General features: G+C 37.1%; 11 protein-coding genes, 2 tRNA genes, 2 rRNA genes and 3 pseudogenes (1 of these 18 running past the window's edge). 6 read left to right on the forward strand and 12 right to left on the reverse strand.

Translation table 11 applies throughout. The features are described from left to right. The 3 genes from ME3_RS02090 to ME3_RS02100 form a co-directional block, all read left to right on the forward strand. Positions 1–1,721: ribosomal RNA gene (locus ME3_RS02090) — 23S ribosomal RNA — on the forward strand (it extends 1,100 nt beyond the left edge of the window). A 90-nt stretch (positions 1,722–1,811) separates the two neighbouring features. Next, a 5S ribosomal RNA gene (gene rrf / locus ME3_RS02095) occupies positions 1,812–1,927 on the forward strand. Positions 1,928–2,040: 113 nt separating this feature from the next. Then, positions 2,041–2,117 (forward strand) — tRNA-Met (locus tag ME3_RS02100). Between the two features lie 810 nt (positions 2,118–2,927). Here the strand turns inward: ME3_RS02100 and ME3_RS02105 are convergent. Beyond that, complete coding sequence (locus ME3_RS02105) at positions 2,928–4,028, reverse strand: YrzE family protein (RefSeq protein WP_007476688.1); 1,101 nt, start codon at positions 4,026–4,028, stop codon at positions 2,928–2,930. Between the two features lie 1,242 nt (positions 4,029–5,270). Then, the gene (locus ME3_RS02110) at positions 5,271–6,182 is read right to left on the reverse strand and encodes an outer membrane protein (protein ID WP_007476693.1); all 912 of its coding nucleotides are present in this window, start codon (positions 6,180–6,182) and stop codon (positions 5,271–5,273) included. Between the two features lie 420 nt (positions 6,183–6,602). Between ME3_RS02110 and ME3_RS07135 the strand changes: the two are divergent. The 3 pseudogenes from ME3_RS07135 to ME3_RS07140 form a co-directional block, all read left to right on the forward strand. Continuing rightward, positions 6,603–6,786 (forward strand): annotated as a pseudogene (locus ME3_RS07135) (helix-turn-helix domain-containing protein); the annotation flags it as partial. Between the two features lie 1,023 nt (positions 6,787–7,809). Then, positions 7,810–8,437, forward strand: a pseudogene (locus tag ME3_RS02115) (lambda exonuclease family protein); the annotation flags it as partial. Positions 8,438–8,537: 100 nt separating this feature from the next. Beyond that, positions 8,538–8,729 (forward strand): annotated as a pseudogene (locus ME3_RS07140) (helix-turn-helix transcriptional regulator). A 99-nt stretch (positions 8,730–8,828) separates the two neighbouring features. Here ME3_RS07140 and ME3_RS02120 read toward each other — a convergent pair. The 10 genes from ME3_RS02120 to ME3_RS07300 all read right to left on the reverse strand — a co-directional run bounded on the left by ME3_RS02120 (position 8,829) and on the right by ME3_RS07300 (position 15,786). Continuing rightward, positions 8,829–8,913, reverse strand: a tRNA-Leu gene (locus ME3_RS02120). Between the two features lie 104 nt (positions 8,914–9,017). Next, the gene (locus ME3_RS02125; RefSeq protein WP_007476696.1) at positions 9,018–9,638 is read right to left on the reverse strand and encodes a 2,3-bisphosphoglycerate-dependent phosphoglycerate mutase; all 621 of its coding nucleotides are present in this window, start codon (positions 9,636–9,638) and stop codon (positions 9,018–9,020) included. 30 nt (positions 9,639–9,668) lie between these two features. Then, positions 9,669–10,475 carry a 4-hydroxy-tetrahydrodipicolinate reductase gene (gene dapB, locus ME3_RS02130; protein ID WP_007476697.1) on the reverse strand — a complete coding sequence of 269 codons (807 nt, stop codon included), beginning with the start codon at positions 10,473–10,475 and terminating at the stop codon, positions 9,669–9,671. A 486-nt stretch (positions 10,476–10,961) separates the two neighbouring features. Continuing rightward, positions 10,962–11,654 carry a glutathione S-transferase family protein gene (locus ME3_RS02135; protein ID WP_007476698.1) on the reverse strand — a complete coding sequence of 231 codons (693 nt, stop codon included), beginning with the start codon at positions 11,652–11,654 and terminating at the stop codon, positions 10,962–10,964. Between the two features lie 153 nt (positions 11,655–11,807). Further along, a complete protein-coding gene (yihA, locus tag ME3_RS02140; protein ID WP_007476699.1) occupies positions 11,808–12,455 on the reverse strand; it encodes a ribosome biogenesis GTP-binding protein YihA/YsxC in 648 nt (215 codons plus the stop codon). Beyond that, the gene (gene yidC, locus ME3_RS02145) at positions 12,452–14,287 is read right to left on the reverse strand and encodes a membrane protein insertase YidC (RefSeq protein WP_007476700.1); all 1,836 of its coding nucleotides are present in this window, start codon (positions 14,285–14,287) and stop codon (positions 12,452–12,454) included. Before yidC ends, yihA begins: the two co-directional genes overlap by 4 nt. Before the next feature lie 11 nt (positions 14,288–14,298). Next, entirely contained in the window at positions 14,299–14,670 is a 372-nt protein-coding gene (rnpA, locus tag ME3_RS02150) for a ribonuclease P protein component (protein WP_007476701.1), read from the reverse strand. 115 nt (positions 14,671–14,785) lie between these two features. Further along, positions 14,786–14,920 (reverse strand): 50S ribosomal protein L34, encoded by a 135-nt coding sequence (gene rpmH / locus ME3_RS02155; RefSeq protein WP_007476702.1) that lies wholly within the window; start codon positions 14,918–14,920, stop codon positions 14,786–14,788. A 267-nt stretch (positions 14,921–15,187) separates the two neighbouring features. Next, the gene (locus ME3_RS06790; RefSeq protein ID WP_007476703.1) at positions 15,188–15,511 is read right to left on the reverse strand and encodes a flagellin; all 324 of its coding nucleotides are present in this window, start codon (positions 15,509–15,511) and stop codon (positions 15,188–15,190) included. A 143-nt stretch (positions 15,512–15,654) separates the two neighbouring features. Next, complete coding sequence (locus tag ME3_RS07300) at positions 15,655–15,786, reverse strand: hypothetical protein (protein WP_007476704.1); 132 nt, start codon at positions 15,784–15,786, stop codon at positions 15,655–15,657. Between the last annotated feature and the right edge of the window lie 45 nt (positions 15,787–15,831).

Here is a 15,831-nt window from a genome sequence, read left to right on the forward strand (position 1 = left end):
ACCAGGATGTTGGCTTAGAAGCAGCCATCATTTAAAGAAAGCGTAACAGCTCACTGGTCTAAATAAGGGTCTTTGCGCCGAAAATGTAACGGGGCTCAAGCCATACACCGAAGCTGTGGATTTACTCTTATGAATCATATGAGTAAGTGGTAGCGGAGCGTTCCGTAAGCCTGTGAAGGGAGACTCGTGAGAGCTCCTGGAGGTATCGGAAGTGAGAATGCTGACATGAGTAACGATAAAGGGAGTGAGAGACTCCCTCGCCGAAAGTCCAAGGGTTCCTGCTTAAAGTTAATCTGAGCAGGGTGAGTCGGCCCCTAAGGCGAGGCCGAAAGGCGTAGTCGATGGGAACCACGTTAATATTCGTGGACCTGTGGGAAGTGACGGATTGCGTATATTGTAAGGTCTTATTGGATTGATCTTGCAGTGAAGTAGTCCCAGGAAATAGCTCCCACATATAGACCGTACCCGAAACCGACACAGGTGGACAGGTAGAGAATACCAAGGCGCTTGAGAGAACTACGTTGAAGGAACTCGGCAAATTGCACGCGTAACTTCGGAAGAAGCGTGACCCTTTTGCGGGCAACCGTTAAAGGGTGGCACAGACCAGGGGGTAGCGACTGTTTACCAAAAACACAGGGCTCTGCGAAGTCGCAAGACGATGTATAGGGTCTGACGCCTGCCCGGTGCTGGAAGGTTAAGAGGAGATGTGCAAGCATTAAATTGAAGCCCCAGTAAACGGCGGCCGTAACTATAACGGTCCTAAGGTAGCGAAATTCCTTGTCGGGTAAGTTCCGACCTGCACGAATGGCGTAACGACTTCCCCGCTGTCTCCAACGTAGACTCAGTGAAATTGAATTCCCCGTGAAGATGCGGGGTTCCTGCGGTTAGACGGAAAGACCCCGTGCACCTTTACTATAGCTTTACACTGGCATTTGTGTCTATCTGTGTAGGATAGGTGGTAGACTTTGAAGCAGGGGCGTCAGCTCTTGTGGAGTCACCCTTGAAATACCACCCTTATGGATATGGATGTCTAACTGCAGTGCGTTATCCGCATTCAGGACAGTGTATGGTGGGTAGTTTGACTGGGGCGGTCGCCTCCTAAAGAGTAACGGAGGCGCGCGAAGGTAGGCTCAGAACGGTCGGAAATCGTTCGTTGAGTGCAATGGCATAAGCCTGCCTGACTGTGAGACTGACAAGTCGAACAGAGTCGAAAGACGGTCATAGTGATCCGGTGGTCCCGTGTGGAAGGGCCATCGCTCAACGGATAAAAGGTACGCCGGGGATAACAGGCTGATGACCCCCAAGAGTTCATATCGACGGGGTTGTTTGGCACCTCGATGTCGACTCATCGCATCCTGGGGCTGGAGCAGGTCCCAAGGGTATGGCTGTTCGCCATTTAAAGCGGTACGTGAGTTGGGTTCAGAACGTCGTGAGACAGTTCGGTCCCTATCTGCCGTGGGTGTAGGAATATTGACAGGATCTATCCCTAGTACGAGAGGACCGGGATGGACGTATCTCTGGTGGACCTGTTGTGGCGCCAGCCGCATAGCAGGGTAGCTATATACGGACGGGATAACCGCTGAAAGCATCTAAGCGGGAAACCCACCTGAAAACGAGTATTCCCTGAGAACCGTGGAAGATCACCACGTTGATAGGTCAGGTGTGGAAGTGTGGTAACATATGAAGCTTACTGATACTAATCGTTCGATAGGCTTGATCGTTCCCATTCCCTATGTTCATTCTAAAATAAAAAACTCAAATAAAACTAAGCAAAAAAACCAGTTCTCGTTCATTGATATGTTCTTAGCTGACTTGGTGGTTATAGCGGAATGGCTGCACCCGATCCCCATCCCGAACTCGGCCGTGAAACGTTCCAGCGCTGATGGTACTGTGTCTTAAGGCACGGGAGAGTAAGTCACTGCCAGGTCTGTTAAAAACATACAATGGTCTTCTCAAACAGTTTCCAATAGAGGTCAGCAGTCAAGTGATTTTGTTACAAACAATATCATCGTCACAATAACTGTGGGATCTCTGCAATGGCGCGGGGTGGAGCAGCCCGGTAGCTCGTCAGGCTCATAACCTGAAGGCCGCAGGTTCAAATCCTGCCCCCGCAACCAAAAAAAATTCTGACAAAATCTGTACTCTCTTCTAAAAAAACACCACCATTGGAAATTAATATTTGCTTCTTAGGGCTTTACCTTACTATTAAAGTTCTCATATCCGCTGTAAAATATTCTTATCTGACCATTTCTCTAAAAGTCTCTTCTCTCTTCATAGCACAATACATAGTTCTTATGTTTGCACGGCTCTTATATGTCTGCTGTGTTTTTAAGAGGGGTAAGGGCTTATTGTCTTCTGCACTTCCTTTATATCTTACTACAGACGGGTAAATGGGTGTATCTATCTCGTTTAAAGGGTAGGGTATATAGTATATAAATGATAGGGCACAAAGCGTCTGTTCTTATTCATGTATGATTATTATAAAAGATGTTGTGGCAGTGCTCAATAAATCTGTTCAAGCTCAAAGTCAGAAAGGGCATATGGTCATTTTGTAAAAAAAGTGGTTATCGTGCATATTCCATTAAGATAATAAAAACGCTTATAAAAAAGAGAAAAGGCCTTTTTTATCAACTTTACTCACTTAAATTCCATCTGGAAAGCATACCTTAACATTAGCGCCTAAAAAAGCTACAATCACTCTGAATGCGCTTATCATAAATCTATCAAACAGATAAATGAAGGTGGTAGGATCAGCATTTCTCTAATGATAAAGTGTATAAAATTTATAAGTTGGTAGGTGTTTCAAGCATGTACTTATCCATCTTTCGAAATGCTAGAGGTAATTGTTTCTCCTTTTAAGAAAGCTGCCATGAGTTAGCAGCTTTCTTGTTGTGATGATCAATTATGATCCATTGCAGCAGTGCTTTTTAAGCAAAGCTTTTAAGTAGGCAGCAATGTTTACGGCTTTTGGCACCATAATAGCCACATACAGTCGCAATGACAGCGCCGATAAGACTACCTAAAAAGCTCCACCACCCAATTGTAGAAGCTGTTCCAATGGCTTTGTCTGCAAAGCTTTGAGCGCTCTTTGCTGTTTCTTCAAGGTAATGAGATAATGTGTCGACTTGTTGGTTGAAATTTTTGATTGCCTGTTCAGTTTTTACCCGTGCTTCTTGATAAAGAGTGATTGCACGATCTGCAGTATGTTCAGCTTCAGCCTGGGTCATGCCATTGCTCGTAAGAGCGCGGATGACATCTTTGCGATCAATATTATCTGTAATCGTTTCAAGGCGGCTAGATAAACGATTTCCTAGCTTCTTAAGATAGACAGAATAACCGGTAGGATTATGCATCAAAGCTGTGATGACAGACTGTATATCATTTAAGCTTTCTTTATAAACGCTATTCAAACGTTCAGGGTTAAGAGCTGGAATATTACTTTCGTTAAGTACTGTTCGTAAATCCTTGCCTAGTTTATCAAAATCAATTTTATGGCTGTTTTTATCACTCAACAGTTTGTTAAAATAGTCATAGTCTGGAGATGAGAAGAGGGTATCGATCCCTTTTCCTAGGCTAGAAATAGCGTTTTTGGAGCTAGATGCAACGCTTGAGAGAGTTTGAGCCCCCATGTGTGCTGCTCCGGAAACGAACAGAGTTGTCTGAAGTGTTATAAGAAGCATGAGAAGAGCCCAGGTTAAGAAGCCATGTGCTGCTCCTGCTTGTTTTGCAAAATATCCAGCAACAAAGCCACCAATAGCAAGACTAAGAAACATCACAATAATGGAACCGATGCCAACAGACATCAAAACTCCTCCAAAAGGTGCAGAAGAATAGAGGTCAATTTGTCCTAAACCTAAAGCTGCGAGCAAAAAAGAAAAGCAAATTGAAGTAGCAATAGCTGTAATCAGTCCTGCAAAAAGAGCTGACCAAGAAAGAGGCCTATGAAATAGTGGACGCTGAGGTTCCACAATTTTTTCTCCATGAAAATGTGGATTTAATGATGTTTCTGTTGGAATGCGCGTTTCCATTTGTTTATCTCCTTCTATGAGTATTGATATACAACGCATGATCTGCGTCTATGTTTCAATCTAGGGAGATATTGATAGAAGGAAAGGGTACGCCTAATAATGCCAGGTCTTTAGGAGCTATATCCGTTTTAAATAAACCTTGAAAATAAAGCATCTCATTGCCATGATCATTTGTAATAATCTATTTACTAAAGGAGTAATGATGTGATGCTCTTTAAAGAGTAGTACAGTGTTATAGCGGTGTAATGGGGCCTCTTATTGTGAGTTTTTAGGTGCGGGAACTTTTGTAAGATGAGCTCTTGTAAATGGTTGTACTGTTCTTACTGCAATGGATGATGAGGGCATATTATAGTATTTATGGTGTGCTAGGAATATATTATTATTTTCTTTATTGGCGACCGCATTGAGCAACTTTTGTTATGTCCGCTTTGTGGGGTTATAAATAAATTGCTGATGCTGATCAAAGTTATAGGACAATGAACGATGATATTGTTTTTGTCTTTTTTTGAGAATATTTATGCTTTTGCTGATAAAGCAGATAAGAATTACACTGTCTTAGAAAGAGTGCTCACAATGGTTCAAATGTGACACGAATACACTTTAGAAATAAAAAAGCTCTATTAATGGTGTTTACTTGTTTGAGACAAAACGCCAATAAGCACTAGTGTTACAGGTTATAAAAAGAAAAATTAAGGAGGAAAGAGAGGTTCAAAAATAGTGTTCCTTAATAGAGAGAAGAACTAGTGATTGAAGTAAGTAATGCATGGCGAAATATAAAAATTAGAGACTTAGCTTATTGCCATTACAATTTTGGCTTAAACTTACGGAACTGAATGGCAAAAATAACATCAATACTATTTGAGATTGTTAAAACTGTTTTTACTTGTTCAATGGATAATCCAGTGGCAAAAAATTATATGTGAAGGATTTTTTTTGAACAAGACTCTATCTTTAGAATAATATGCGATGTTCATACTAGGAATAGTTTGATAAATTTTTAGCTATTGGCTTTGATATATAAGTGTTTCAAAAATATTTTGAATCTATCAATATAGCGGGTTAAACAATTAAAATTGTTTATTGTTTCCTAAAGTTTGATTTATTGCGATGTGTAGGAGTATGTTTTTTATGCTAAGTTTAATTATACTGTATAATAATTTTTTATAGAAAAAATGTAACAAATAAAAAAGCCTTGTTAGAAACAAGGCTTTTTAGTGATTAAGTTATACAATATACAAGAAATTAGAATTTATAAGATACTCCAGCACGAAAATCATTAGTCTTGTAATGAAGTTCAAAGCTATCTTTAGCAAATTTCTTTTTTCCGAAATCCGAATAACGGTACTCTGCACGCAAAATAATATCATCGGTCATTGCAAAATCAATACCCGCACCGAAAGTGTAACCAATCATTGTTTTTGTTTCATCCACCACATTATTAAGCTCTTTGTCGTGTGTTGCTGTGCTTGATAGCGATAGAATATTTTGGAACTGTCCATAAGCAACACCACCAGCAATATAAGGCATAATACGATCCGCAGCAAAACCGATACGTATCCGTGTAGCACCAGTCCATTTTTGATTTAAAGTATACTTAAATGTTATACTATTTTTTTGTGCCTCTTCTATATTAATTGTATTTTCTCTTAATTGGACATCTCTTCTTAACCGTTGGTGTTGGCTATTCTCATTATTTGGTGTTAAGTTATTTTCTCCTAGCATATCATCTACAGTAGATGGGGGGGTAATTACGATAGTGTTTGTATTTTTTCGTGCAGATAGAAGTATATCCGTATCAATGCTTAGGATAAGACCATTACTGAGATCAACATTGGAACCTGCATAAAAACCACCTATGAAACCAGAAAGTTTAGGCAAAAATTTTTCATTAACTGGAACCCATTTTTTAGGTCTACCACTCTTATCAGGAAGTAAGGGAATATCATCATCATGACTCATTGCGGAAATCTTACTTGAGAAACCACCAACTTGCCCCCCAATATAAAAACCACTCCAAGAAAAAGTAGGGGGTCTAACAATTGGTGAAACACCCATTTTGTAATTTTCTTTAAAAACTATACTATCTGCTGCTTGTACTAAAGAAATTGTAGCTAAAGTGAAAATAGATGTAGCTATTAAACATTTTGTATTCATATTTTTCTCCAAAGGTAATAGTTTAAATACGTAATGTTATTTTTACATCAAAAAATTTACAAAATGTTGATTTTTTCTTTGTCTTAAAAACAATGCTTTACAATATATTTCAAAGCTTTTTTTATGCAAGATAAGCTTATATGTGCTTACTTTCGGTGTTGTTATATAAATAATCAAAATGATTTTAATAATACATCACTATGTTTTTAATTTCTTTAAGAACAAGTACAGTAACACAATCTCTTAGTTTAAGCAGCATTCCTCCAATATCGTTGATACAGACATCAAGTCATTTCATTAAGATTGTTATTCTTACTCTTCCTTCAGCTTCTGTCTCAGTAATGCTTAATGCTATAAATAGATGTGATATGAAAAGATTGTCCTGTTTTCTTTCGTGTATAATATAGGCTGCCCAGTGAAGGAAAAAGACCTTTTGTGGATAAATTAATGGCTATTCTTAATGCACTCAGAAATACAAGTGTCATACATAATAACTGGATTCAACATTTCCGGGGAAGATATAAAGCATATAACTTGTACTTCATTTGGAGATGAGAAGAAGCTTGAAGTTTTAAATGTTTTGTTTACGGAACAGCATAAGTAATATCTTCTACTTCCCTTAATATTTCTTGTTTTTTGTGTTGTAGATAAAACTTCATACCTTACAATAATATTATAGATAAAATTACTCCTAAACTTTTAAAATTCTTCATTTTGTGTCACTACATTAATTAATTTAAATAATGCTAAAGCGTATTATGCCTATTCCATAGCCTATAAACAAATATTTACCAAGGCGAATGAGCGCAAGGATCATATCATTGCTGAGTTGACTCCAAGGCAGAATAACTTGAATGTTTAACGATCTTATGGACTGTTTAGTTTAACCCAAGCAGCAAAAATGTTAGAATTAGAGCCCAAAGATTTTCTAGTTATTTTCACATTTATTATGGGGTTTATTATTGTATTCCAAGAGGGTTTTTATTATCATTATTAAAGTAAAACTAATAAAAAAACTAATGAATTGTATAATCTGCATCTTCAAATACCAGTGGAATAGAAAAGACCGTTTCTAGCGCAAAAATCACAGCCAAGGGATTAGTATGCTTGTAGGAGTAAATTCAAAGACAGCGCGCATATTAAAAGATATCAATTAAGGCACGACCCTTTTTAATACACGTGTTTTTCACGCTAAAAGTAAGGTGTATCCAAAATTAATAAAAATAATGATGAAAACTTCCTTTATAGCAAAAGTAGCGCAGAAATATAATTTATCAGAACAAAAATTTCGTGAAGCACTCTGCAAAAAAAACACCGATAACAAAGATAATCTGCTTTCTGTTACATGCGCTATGTATTTGGAAAACATTAAATATCCAATAAAAATCACCTAATATTTAAAAGAATGCGAACAGGATACAAAATATTGGCGAAAATATCCTTTTAGCATATTGCAGAATGAAGCAATTAAACAATATGCACGTCTTGCCCTCGATTCTGTTGGTCCTTTTTTATGAAGAAGAATAAAGCTTTTTATAAAGAAAAAGGTGTAGCCGATCATATTCACGAGATCATTTGCCACAAATGAGATTAATTATAATCTCCAAAACGAGAGGGTATCTGATGAATTGCTTGTGCAAATCAAAGAGTAAAAAAACAAACACAAACAAAGTGGTTTTAAGCTCGTTTAAGAAAAGTTACTGCTTCAAGCAGTGACAGCATTGTCAGTAAAATAACTAAAAGCTTGCCGACAAGTAGATATAAAGACTACAAAAATAAATTCATCCCAAAATGCTTAGAAGGTGAAACAATATCATCTTATGAAATGTTAGTTATAAAATGGGAAAATAAGCGTGAAGAGAAGGTAATTAAAGAATACAGCCTCAAACGTAAGGTCACTATTATCAAATGCGGATTTATTCCTCATCCTACAATTAAAATGGCAGGTGTTATTCCTAATGGTCTCATTGGGGATGAAGGTCTTATAAAGATCAAATATTCTCAACTAACAACGCATGTACGTTTTTTGTTGGATAGTAAATCAAACCTGAATATATCCTACAAATGCAATTCTAAATGGCTTGCACAGGGAGAAAATGGTGTGATTTTGTCAGCTATAATCCTTGGCTTAAAGGCCAATACACTCATTTGTGTATAAAAATTAACGCATTTCACGCGATGATGAACAAATTGAACGCATCAATAAAGCTGTCGAAACATTTTTAGAAGAAATAAACAAGAAATGCAAATCTTTATACAAGCTGCTTAACCCTATGAGGGCGCTCTTTTACTTACATGTCTCCTTGAGCGCCTCTACCATCCATTTATGTAATATAAGAAGAGAGAGGCAATGAAATGATATTTAATGATGGCGATAGATATGTCACAACACGTAAATGTACATAGCTTTTCAACGTATCAACAAAAGGTTCGAATTGGGTGATGCAAGAAGCTTTTTCCGAACCATATAAATTAGGTAGAGCAGTAAGATGGAGAAAAAAAGTCTTATTTTTCAAAGAAAATAAGCTGCAAATAGGAACAATTTAAGTAAAGTTATATAAGCCGCAAAAGATAGACTAAAAGATGGTCTAAAAATTATCAAATTAAATAAAAATCTATATATTCCGATATATTAAAGACAAAAAATGGTGCCCAGAAGAGGACTCGAACCTCCACACCTTGCAGTACAGGTACCTGAAACCTGCGCGTCTACCAATTCCGCCATCTGGGCAATAGAATTTATCTAAGCTTGAGAAGTAACTCTGTCAATGATCATTAGTTCACTAAAATATTAGAGTTAAGGTGTTTATTTCCCTAAATTACAATTATAATGATTTAAGGCGTAATGATTTTTTTTGATAAAATTGTTGAATCGGAATTGAAGTCATAAATAATAGGGATACCGGTTGCTAATTCTTGAGATATGATTTTTTCACTACCTAGACCTTCAAGTGCCATAATAAGAGCACGCAGAGAATTACCATGTGCTACAATTAAAACAGTTTGAGAGCGCAAAATATGGGGCTGGATATGGTAAAAATAATAAGGCCAGACACGTGCACCTGTATCACGCAAGCTTTCTCCATTAGGTGGTGCAATGGCATAAGAGCGGCGCCATATATACACTTGTTCTTTCCCCCATTTTTGACAAGCATCATCTTTATTTAAGCCGGATAAATCACCATAATCACGCTCATTCAATGCTGAATTTTTTATCAATTGCAAATCTGTTTGTTCTGTTTGTTCTAAAATATGCTGAGCAGTTTTTTGTGCACGCTGTAAGGCTGATGTATAAGCAACATCAAATTTTAAGCCAGATTCTTTTAGTTTTTTTCCTGCTTTTATTGCTTCTGCATGACCTTTTTCTGTCAAATCTGGGTCTTTCCAACCCGTGAAAAGATTTTTAAGGTTCCATTCACTTTGCCCATGACGGATTAATACAAGTGTACGTCCCATTATAAATTTCCTGCAGTTGATTGATTAACGTTAATCGTTCAGGTTTAAAACATCCAGCATTGAATAAAGACCATTTTTATGATTTTTTGCCCACAAAGCTGCTTTTAATGCACCGTTGGCAAAAATAGAACGTTCTTGTGCTGAATGTGAAAGAACAATGTGTTCATTTGGACCTGCAAAAATAACACTATGCTCTCCGACAATTGTTCCACCCCGTAAACAGGCAAAACCAATAGTGCCTTTTTTGCGTGCGCCTATAGAGCTTTTGCGTTCACTGACATAGACATCTTGGAACTGCACATTGCGGCCTTCTGCTGCTGCATTTCCAAGAAGAAGAGCTGTTCCAGAAGGAGCATCAACTTTGCCAGAATGATGCATTTCGGAAATTTCAATATCAAATTCTTCAGATGTTAATGTTTTAGCTGCTTTCTTTACAAGGTCAGCCAAAAGATTAATTCCAAGACTCATATTCCCAGATTTGACAATGGTTGTGTGCATCGCAGAAGTTGCAATTTGTGCCTCTTCTTCTTTGCTAAATCCTGTTGTTCCTATAATGTGGACAATGCCTTTTTGGGCCGCATAATCAGCATAGATAATAGTGGCTTGTGGCTGGGAAAAGTCTAAAATACCTTCAGCGTCAGAAAAGGCTTTTTCAGGATTATCAGTGATTGGAATTCCAAGAAGGTTTGAACCAATCAATACGCTGGTGTCTTTCCCTACAAAAGATGATCCTTTGCGCACAAGCACACCACAAAGTTCTACGCCTTTTCTATGTTGGAGAGCTGTAATTAACGCACGCCCCATTCTCCCATTGGCACCAACAACTGCAAGGCGCATGTTTTTCTCCTTATGACACTTTACTCTGTGATTATAGGCAAATTCTTTTCTTTTTGCCAACTATTCTTTTTTTATATAAAGCTAAATTTAGCACATTTAGCAGTTTAAGCTGATGGCTTGTTTATGTAGAATTTTGTAAGAAATATATTTTTTATTATTATAGCAATAAATACTGCAAATGTAGGTAAAGTATTTTCATAGTATATTTTTTGATTTTATTGTAATTTTTGTATTTCACTAAAATAAATAATAAATTTATGTTGTACAATGTATATTAATTGTAAACTTAAGAACGCCTTTTGTTTACCTATATGTAAATTATTTCAATAATATTATTGCGAGTTGTTATATGAGCAAAATTGAATGCTTTCTTTGAGATTGATAATATACAGGAATTTTTTTTACAATTTGATAAAAATTTTAGTTAAGATTGCTCCTATTGGTCAATATAAGATAGTTCTAAAAATTACAGTATTCATTGACAGATCAGAAGTCCAAATCAGCGTAATGGGAGCTGGGCGTAATTCCACGGATCCGATCATTTAAAAGAGAGCGAAAAGAAGGGCGGGATTTGATCCGCATATACCATTCTCGAACAGCAGGAGATTGCTCCCAGTCAATTTCTCCTAGAAAATCAAGTACAGAAATAGAAGCTGAAGCTGCTAAATCTGCATAGGAGAGTATAGATCCAGCTAACCAATCACGAGATGTGCAAAGCCAATTTAAGTAATTCATGTGTGGTGGAATATTAGCACGTGCACTACGTAAAATTTGCGAATTGGGAGCTCCGCCACCAATAGCCAATGGCATTTCACGTTTATAGATTCGTTCTCGCACAATATGGCGCGTAACTTCATTTTCAAATTTGTTTAAAAACCAATCATTAAGACGGCGCACTTCGGCGCGTTCTAAAGGGTTTGCTGGAAAAAATTGTTTATCTGGTCGTAAACTACCACGAGTTTCATCTAAATATTCATAAATCACAGTGGCACCCGATAATGGTATTTCATGTTCAGCAAGGAAAACGGGCAAATGTCCTGCTGGATTGAGTGCAAGGAACTCAGGTTTCCTTGCCCATTCATTCTCTTCAATAAGATGGGTTGCTATACCATATTCTTCGAGAATAAGACGTATGAAACGAGAGGCAGAAGATAGAGGATGATGAAAAAGTGTGAGCATAATTTATGTGCTTAAATAGAGTCGATAGATTTTTAATATAATAGGGATTTTTATAAAGGTGCTTTGTTGAAGGAACAAGAACATTAGTAATTGCTAACAGTTATGTTTAATAATCTATTAATAGAGATATTTATATTTAATAAAGATATCGTCTTATTGCGTAACTGCTTGCAAAATGGCAGTACGTAATTCTTCTAAACCTAAAGCTTTTTGTGAAGAGGTGATTAGCAACTCTGGATAAGCAGCCGGATGTTTTAAAATATTTTTTTTTGTAGTAGTTACTAAAGTTTCAAGTGCATTCGGTTTGATTTTATCACTTTTGGTTAAAACAATTTGATAAGAAACTGCTGCTTTATCAAGAAGATCCAAGACATCTGTATCATTTTTTTTAATTCCATGACGTGAGTCAATTAACACATAAGCACGTTTGAGTGTTGTGCGCCCTCGCAAATAGTTAAAGATCAGACGTGTCCACGCTTCAACGCAATTTTTAGGAGCTTTGGCAAAACCATAACCAGGCATATCGACAAGTGCTATAGGGGGAAAGTCTTCTTTCTGATCACTTAAGTTTTCAGGTATAAAGTAATTAAGTTCCTGAGTACGCCCTGGTGTATTTGAAGTGCGTGCTAAACCTTTTTGCTGCACCAATGCATTGATTAGGGAAGATTTTCCAACATTAGAGCGTCCTACAAATGCAATTTCTGGGGGGCCTTCAGGTGGAAGACATTGTATTGCAGGCACACTGCGAATGAATATCCAATTGCAAAAAAAAATCCCAGAAGTTATAGGATGTTTTGTCATTTATGTTTTTCTTTTTTAGATTTCTTATGAAACATAGCCTTAAGATTGTCAAAAAGCTCAATTTTCACGCCTTGACGTTTCATCATGATGCCTTGTTGAATAATTGACAATGTATTATTCCATGCCCAATAAATAACAAGACCAGCAGGGAAGGAAGCTAGCATAAAGGTAAAAATGACAGGCATCCATGTGAAAATCATAGCTTGTGTTGGGTCTGGAGGAGTTGGGTTCATATGCATCTGTAGAAACATTGTTATTCCCATGATTAAAGGCCATGCACCGAGGATAAGAAATGTTGGCACTTCATAGGGTAGTAAGCCAAATAGGTTAAAAATAGACGTTGGATCAGGCGCTGCTAAATCGTGAATCCAACCAAAGAAAGGTGCATGTCGCATTTCAATGGTAATATAAAGAACCTTATAAAGAGCAAAAAATATTGGAAATTGAACTAGCATTGGCCAGCAACCCGCAAGGGGGTTAATTTTTTGGGTTTTGTACAATTCTATTACTGCTTGTTGCTGTTTAACTCGGTCATCTGCATATTTTTCTTTTATTTCTTGCATCATTGGTTGCACTAACTTCATGCGCGCCATAGATTTATAAGATTTGTTAGCAAGCGGGAATAGAAGTACTTTCAAGAGCACTGTAACAAGAAGAATGGCAATACCAAAGTTTCCTGTTTGTTTATAAAAAATATCAATAAGAGCGAACATTGGTTTGGTGATGAAATCAAACCAACCCCAATCAATTAAAAGACCAAATTTCCTAATCTTTAATTGGTTTTGATAACGGTTAATAATCTCAACTTGTTTTGCACCCGCAAAGAGACGATTTGTAATAGTTTTTGTTTCATTGGGGGCAACTGTTAAAAGAGAACTTTGTAAGTCGGATTGATAGTGGGTATTTAGTTGATTAAAATAAATAAAACGACTTGTATATTCTTGATTTTGTGGGGGAATAACCACTACAGCCCAATATTTATCGGTAATACCAATCCAACCTCCTGTAACTTTGGAGAAGATCATACTTTTCTGACCATTTTCAGGATTTGGGTTGAGCTCTTCTAGATTTTTATATGTTTCTGTTTTGAGTGAATCACCCGCGATACCAATCATACCTTCATGGAGCAAATAAGTTGCATTTGTATGCTCTGGTGGAGCGGCACGTGCAACTCGGGCATAAGGCGAAAGATATATAGGATTGTCACTTTCATTTTTGATAGAATCTTCAATGGTGAACATGTAATGATTGTCGATTGAAAGAGTACGACGGAAAATTTGTCCTTGTCCATTATCATAAATTAAAGTGACAGGTGTTGAAGGGGTTAAAGTTGTATTTTCACCTTCTATCTGCCATTGTGTATGAGATTGTGGCAATGCTGCTGCTGGTAGAGATGAACTCGTAAAACCAAATTCAGCAAGATAGGTTGTATTAAATCCATTGGGATTGAGCAAAGCAATTTTCGGTGCCCCCTTATCTACAGTTAAGCGATATTTTTTAAGGAAAAGGTCATCAAATTGTGCACCAACAAGATTAATGGAACCTTCCAATTCATCAGTTTTAATTGCAATACGGTTTATTTTGGCCAATTCTGCACTACGATTTTCAGGTGTCATAGGGCGATCAGATATAGATCCCGATCCACTTGTTTGAGCAGCATCAGAGAAATGCGTATCAGTTGAGGGAATTTCTGAACTTTGTTTTGACAATTGCTGTGCCATTTGCATTTCTTGTAGTTTTGCTTGTTGGGGAGCAACATAAAAAAAATGCCATGCAACAAAAATAATAAGAGACAATCCAATGGCGATAAAAAAATTACGATTATATTCCATTTGTACTTATCCTATTGCCGTTGCTGGTTTTTAATTTTTGGCTTTATTCGTCGGTTTAATTCATTAATCAGAGATGAAAACGGTGCGTGAAGTGCATCGGGATGAGCTACAATGACATAATCAGTTCCTGCTTCTATGTTGTCTTTTATTCCAACTCGGACTGCTTCACGTAGACGCCTTTTAATGCGATTACGTTTGACGGCATTGCCATTTTTACGCGTTACAGTAAAGCCTACACGTGCAACAAGAGGATGTTTTATTTCTACTGTTTGTTTACGAGGTTTAATTTCAAGTAGAAATAGAGGACCACGTCGTTTTTCTCCTGTGCGTACAGCCAAAAAATCTGCTCTTTTACGAATGCGGCGGGGATGTTTTTGCTTCATGAAAGATGCTTCGTAGCTTTATTAAATGCCTGCCTTTTACAGAAAAGACAGGCACCAAAGATTCATAACGAAAAAATAACTAACGACATTCAGTCTATTATAAAAATTCAAAGAATCAAGCAGATAACCGCTTGCGTCCGCGATTACGCCGAGCTGAAATGATTTTACGCCCACTAGCTGTTGCCATACGGGCACGGAATCCATGGCGGCGTTTACGAACAAGTTTAGAGGGTTGATAAGTACGTTTCATTTATCCAAATACCGTTGTGCGGCCCTTCTTAGTTCTATAGCACAATAATATGCTCGATGAATAATCTTACTCTATCAGATAATTCTAAGGTAAATGTTACCCTATAAGGAAAAGCATAAAAAAGTCAATCTTAGATTATTTTTTCGTGTTTTAAAAAGACGCAAGAAGTTTGAAGTTTATTGACTTAAGCAATATATTTATTATTCGATCAGTTAATAAAAAAGGCCATGCAGATGCGCAGCCTTTTTACGTAAGAATGTTATGGAATTAATTACGGAACAACGATAAAATATTCTGACTACCTTGGTTTGCAATAGAAAGAGCTTGAATACCAAGCTGTTGCTGAACTTGCAAAGCAGACAATTTTGTAGATTCTGCATTCATGTCAGCATCAACCATTGAACCAATTTCTGCATCAACATTGTCTAGTAGTCTTTTAGCAAAGTCGAGCTGGATATTCACCAAGTTAACTGCAGCACCAATCTTAGCACCAGCAGTAAGAGTTACATCCACAGCATCACGCACTGTATTCTGAAGACTACCTAGAAGAATATGTTGTGCCTCTACAGACAATTTATCAACCTCAAACATTTCAGTGAATTCAGCTAAGGAAATCTGATCAGTTACTTCTTTAAAAGCAGCTTTTGCTTCATCTCAATCTTTTTGCCCACCTTCTAGTTCTTTCTTAGCTTCTTCTAATGCCAATGCAGCTTTTGCATCAGCAACTTTATCTTCTAACTCTTTGTATGTTTTTTTGCTTTATAGAAAGTCTCAAGAGCTTTATCAAAATTTGGTTTTTCTTCTCTAAATTCTTTTGTTGCTTCTACCGCTGATCCGAAAATGTTCTGCAAAACACCTTCAGTCATATCAATGGTGCCATATCCTCACCGAGAACACCAAAATTCAACTCA

This window comes from Bartonella melophagi K-2C, from assembly GCF_000278255.1.
In the GTDB taxonomy this organism is placed as follows: domain Bacteria; phylum Pseudomonadota; class Alphaproteobacteria; order Rhizobiales; family Rhizobiaceae; genus Bartonella; species Bartonella melophagi.

Bases quoted from the DNA above. Each gene is read 5' to 3' on its own strand.
- ME3_RS02105 (WP_007476688.1), bottom strand. From the start codon at position 4,028: ATGGAAACGCGCATTCCAACAGAAACATCATTAAATCCACATTTTCAT.
- ME3_RS02110 (WP_007476693.1), bottom strand. From the start codon at position 6,182: ATGAATACAAAATGTTTAATAGCTACATCTATTTTCACTTTAGCTACA.
- ME3_RS02125 (WP_007476696.1), bottom strand. From the start codon at position 9,638: ATGGGACGTACACTTGTATTAATCCGTCATGGGCAAAGTGAATGGAAC.
- dapB (WP_007476697.1), bottom strand. From the start codon at position 10,475: ATGCGCCTTGCAGTTGTTGGTGCCAATGGGAGAATGGGGCGTGCGTTA.
- ME3_RS02135 (WP_007476698.1), bottom strand. From the start codon at position 11,654: ATGCTCACACTTTTTCATCATCCTCTATCTTCTGCCTCTCGTTTCATA.
- yihA (WP_007476699.1), bottom strand. From the start codon at position 12,455: ATGACAAAACATCCTATAACTTCTGGGATTTTTTTTTGCAATTGGATA.
- yidC (WP_007476700.1), bottom strand. From the start codon at position 14,287: ATGGAATATAATCGTAATTTTTTTATCGCCATTGGATTGTCTCTTATT.
- rnpA (WP_007476701.1), bottom strand. From the start codon at position 14,670: ATGAAGCAAAAACATCCCCGCCGCATTCGTAAAAGAGCAGATTTTTTG.
- rpmH (WP_007476702.1), bottom strand. From the start codon at position 14,920: ATGAAACGTACTTATCAACCCTCTAAACTTGTTCGTAAACGCCGCCAT.
- ME3_RS06790 (WP_007476703.1), bottom strand. From the start codon at position 15,511: ATGTTTGAGGTTGATAAATTGTCTGTAGAGGCACAACATATTCTTCTA.
- ME3_RS07300 (WP_007476704.1), bottom strand. From the start codon at position 15,786: ATGACTGAAGGTGTTTTGCAGAACATTTTCGGATCAGCGGTAGAAGCA.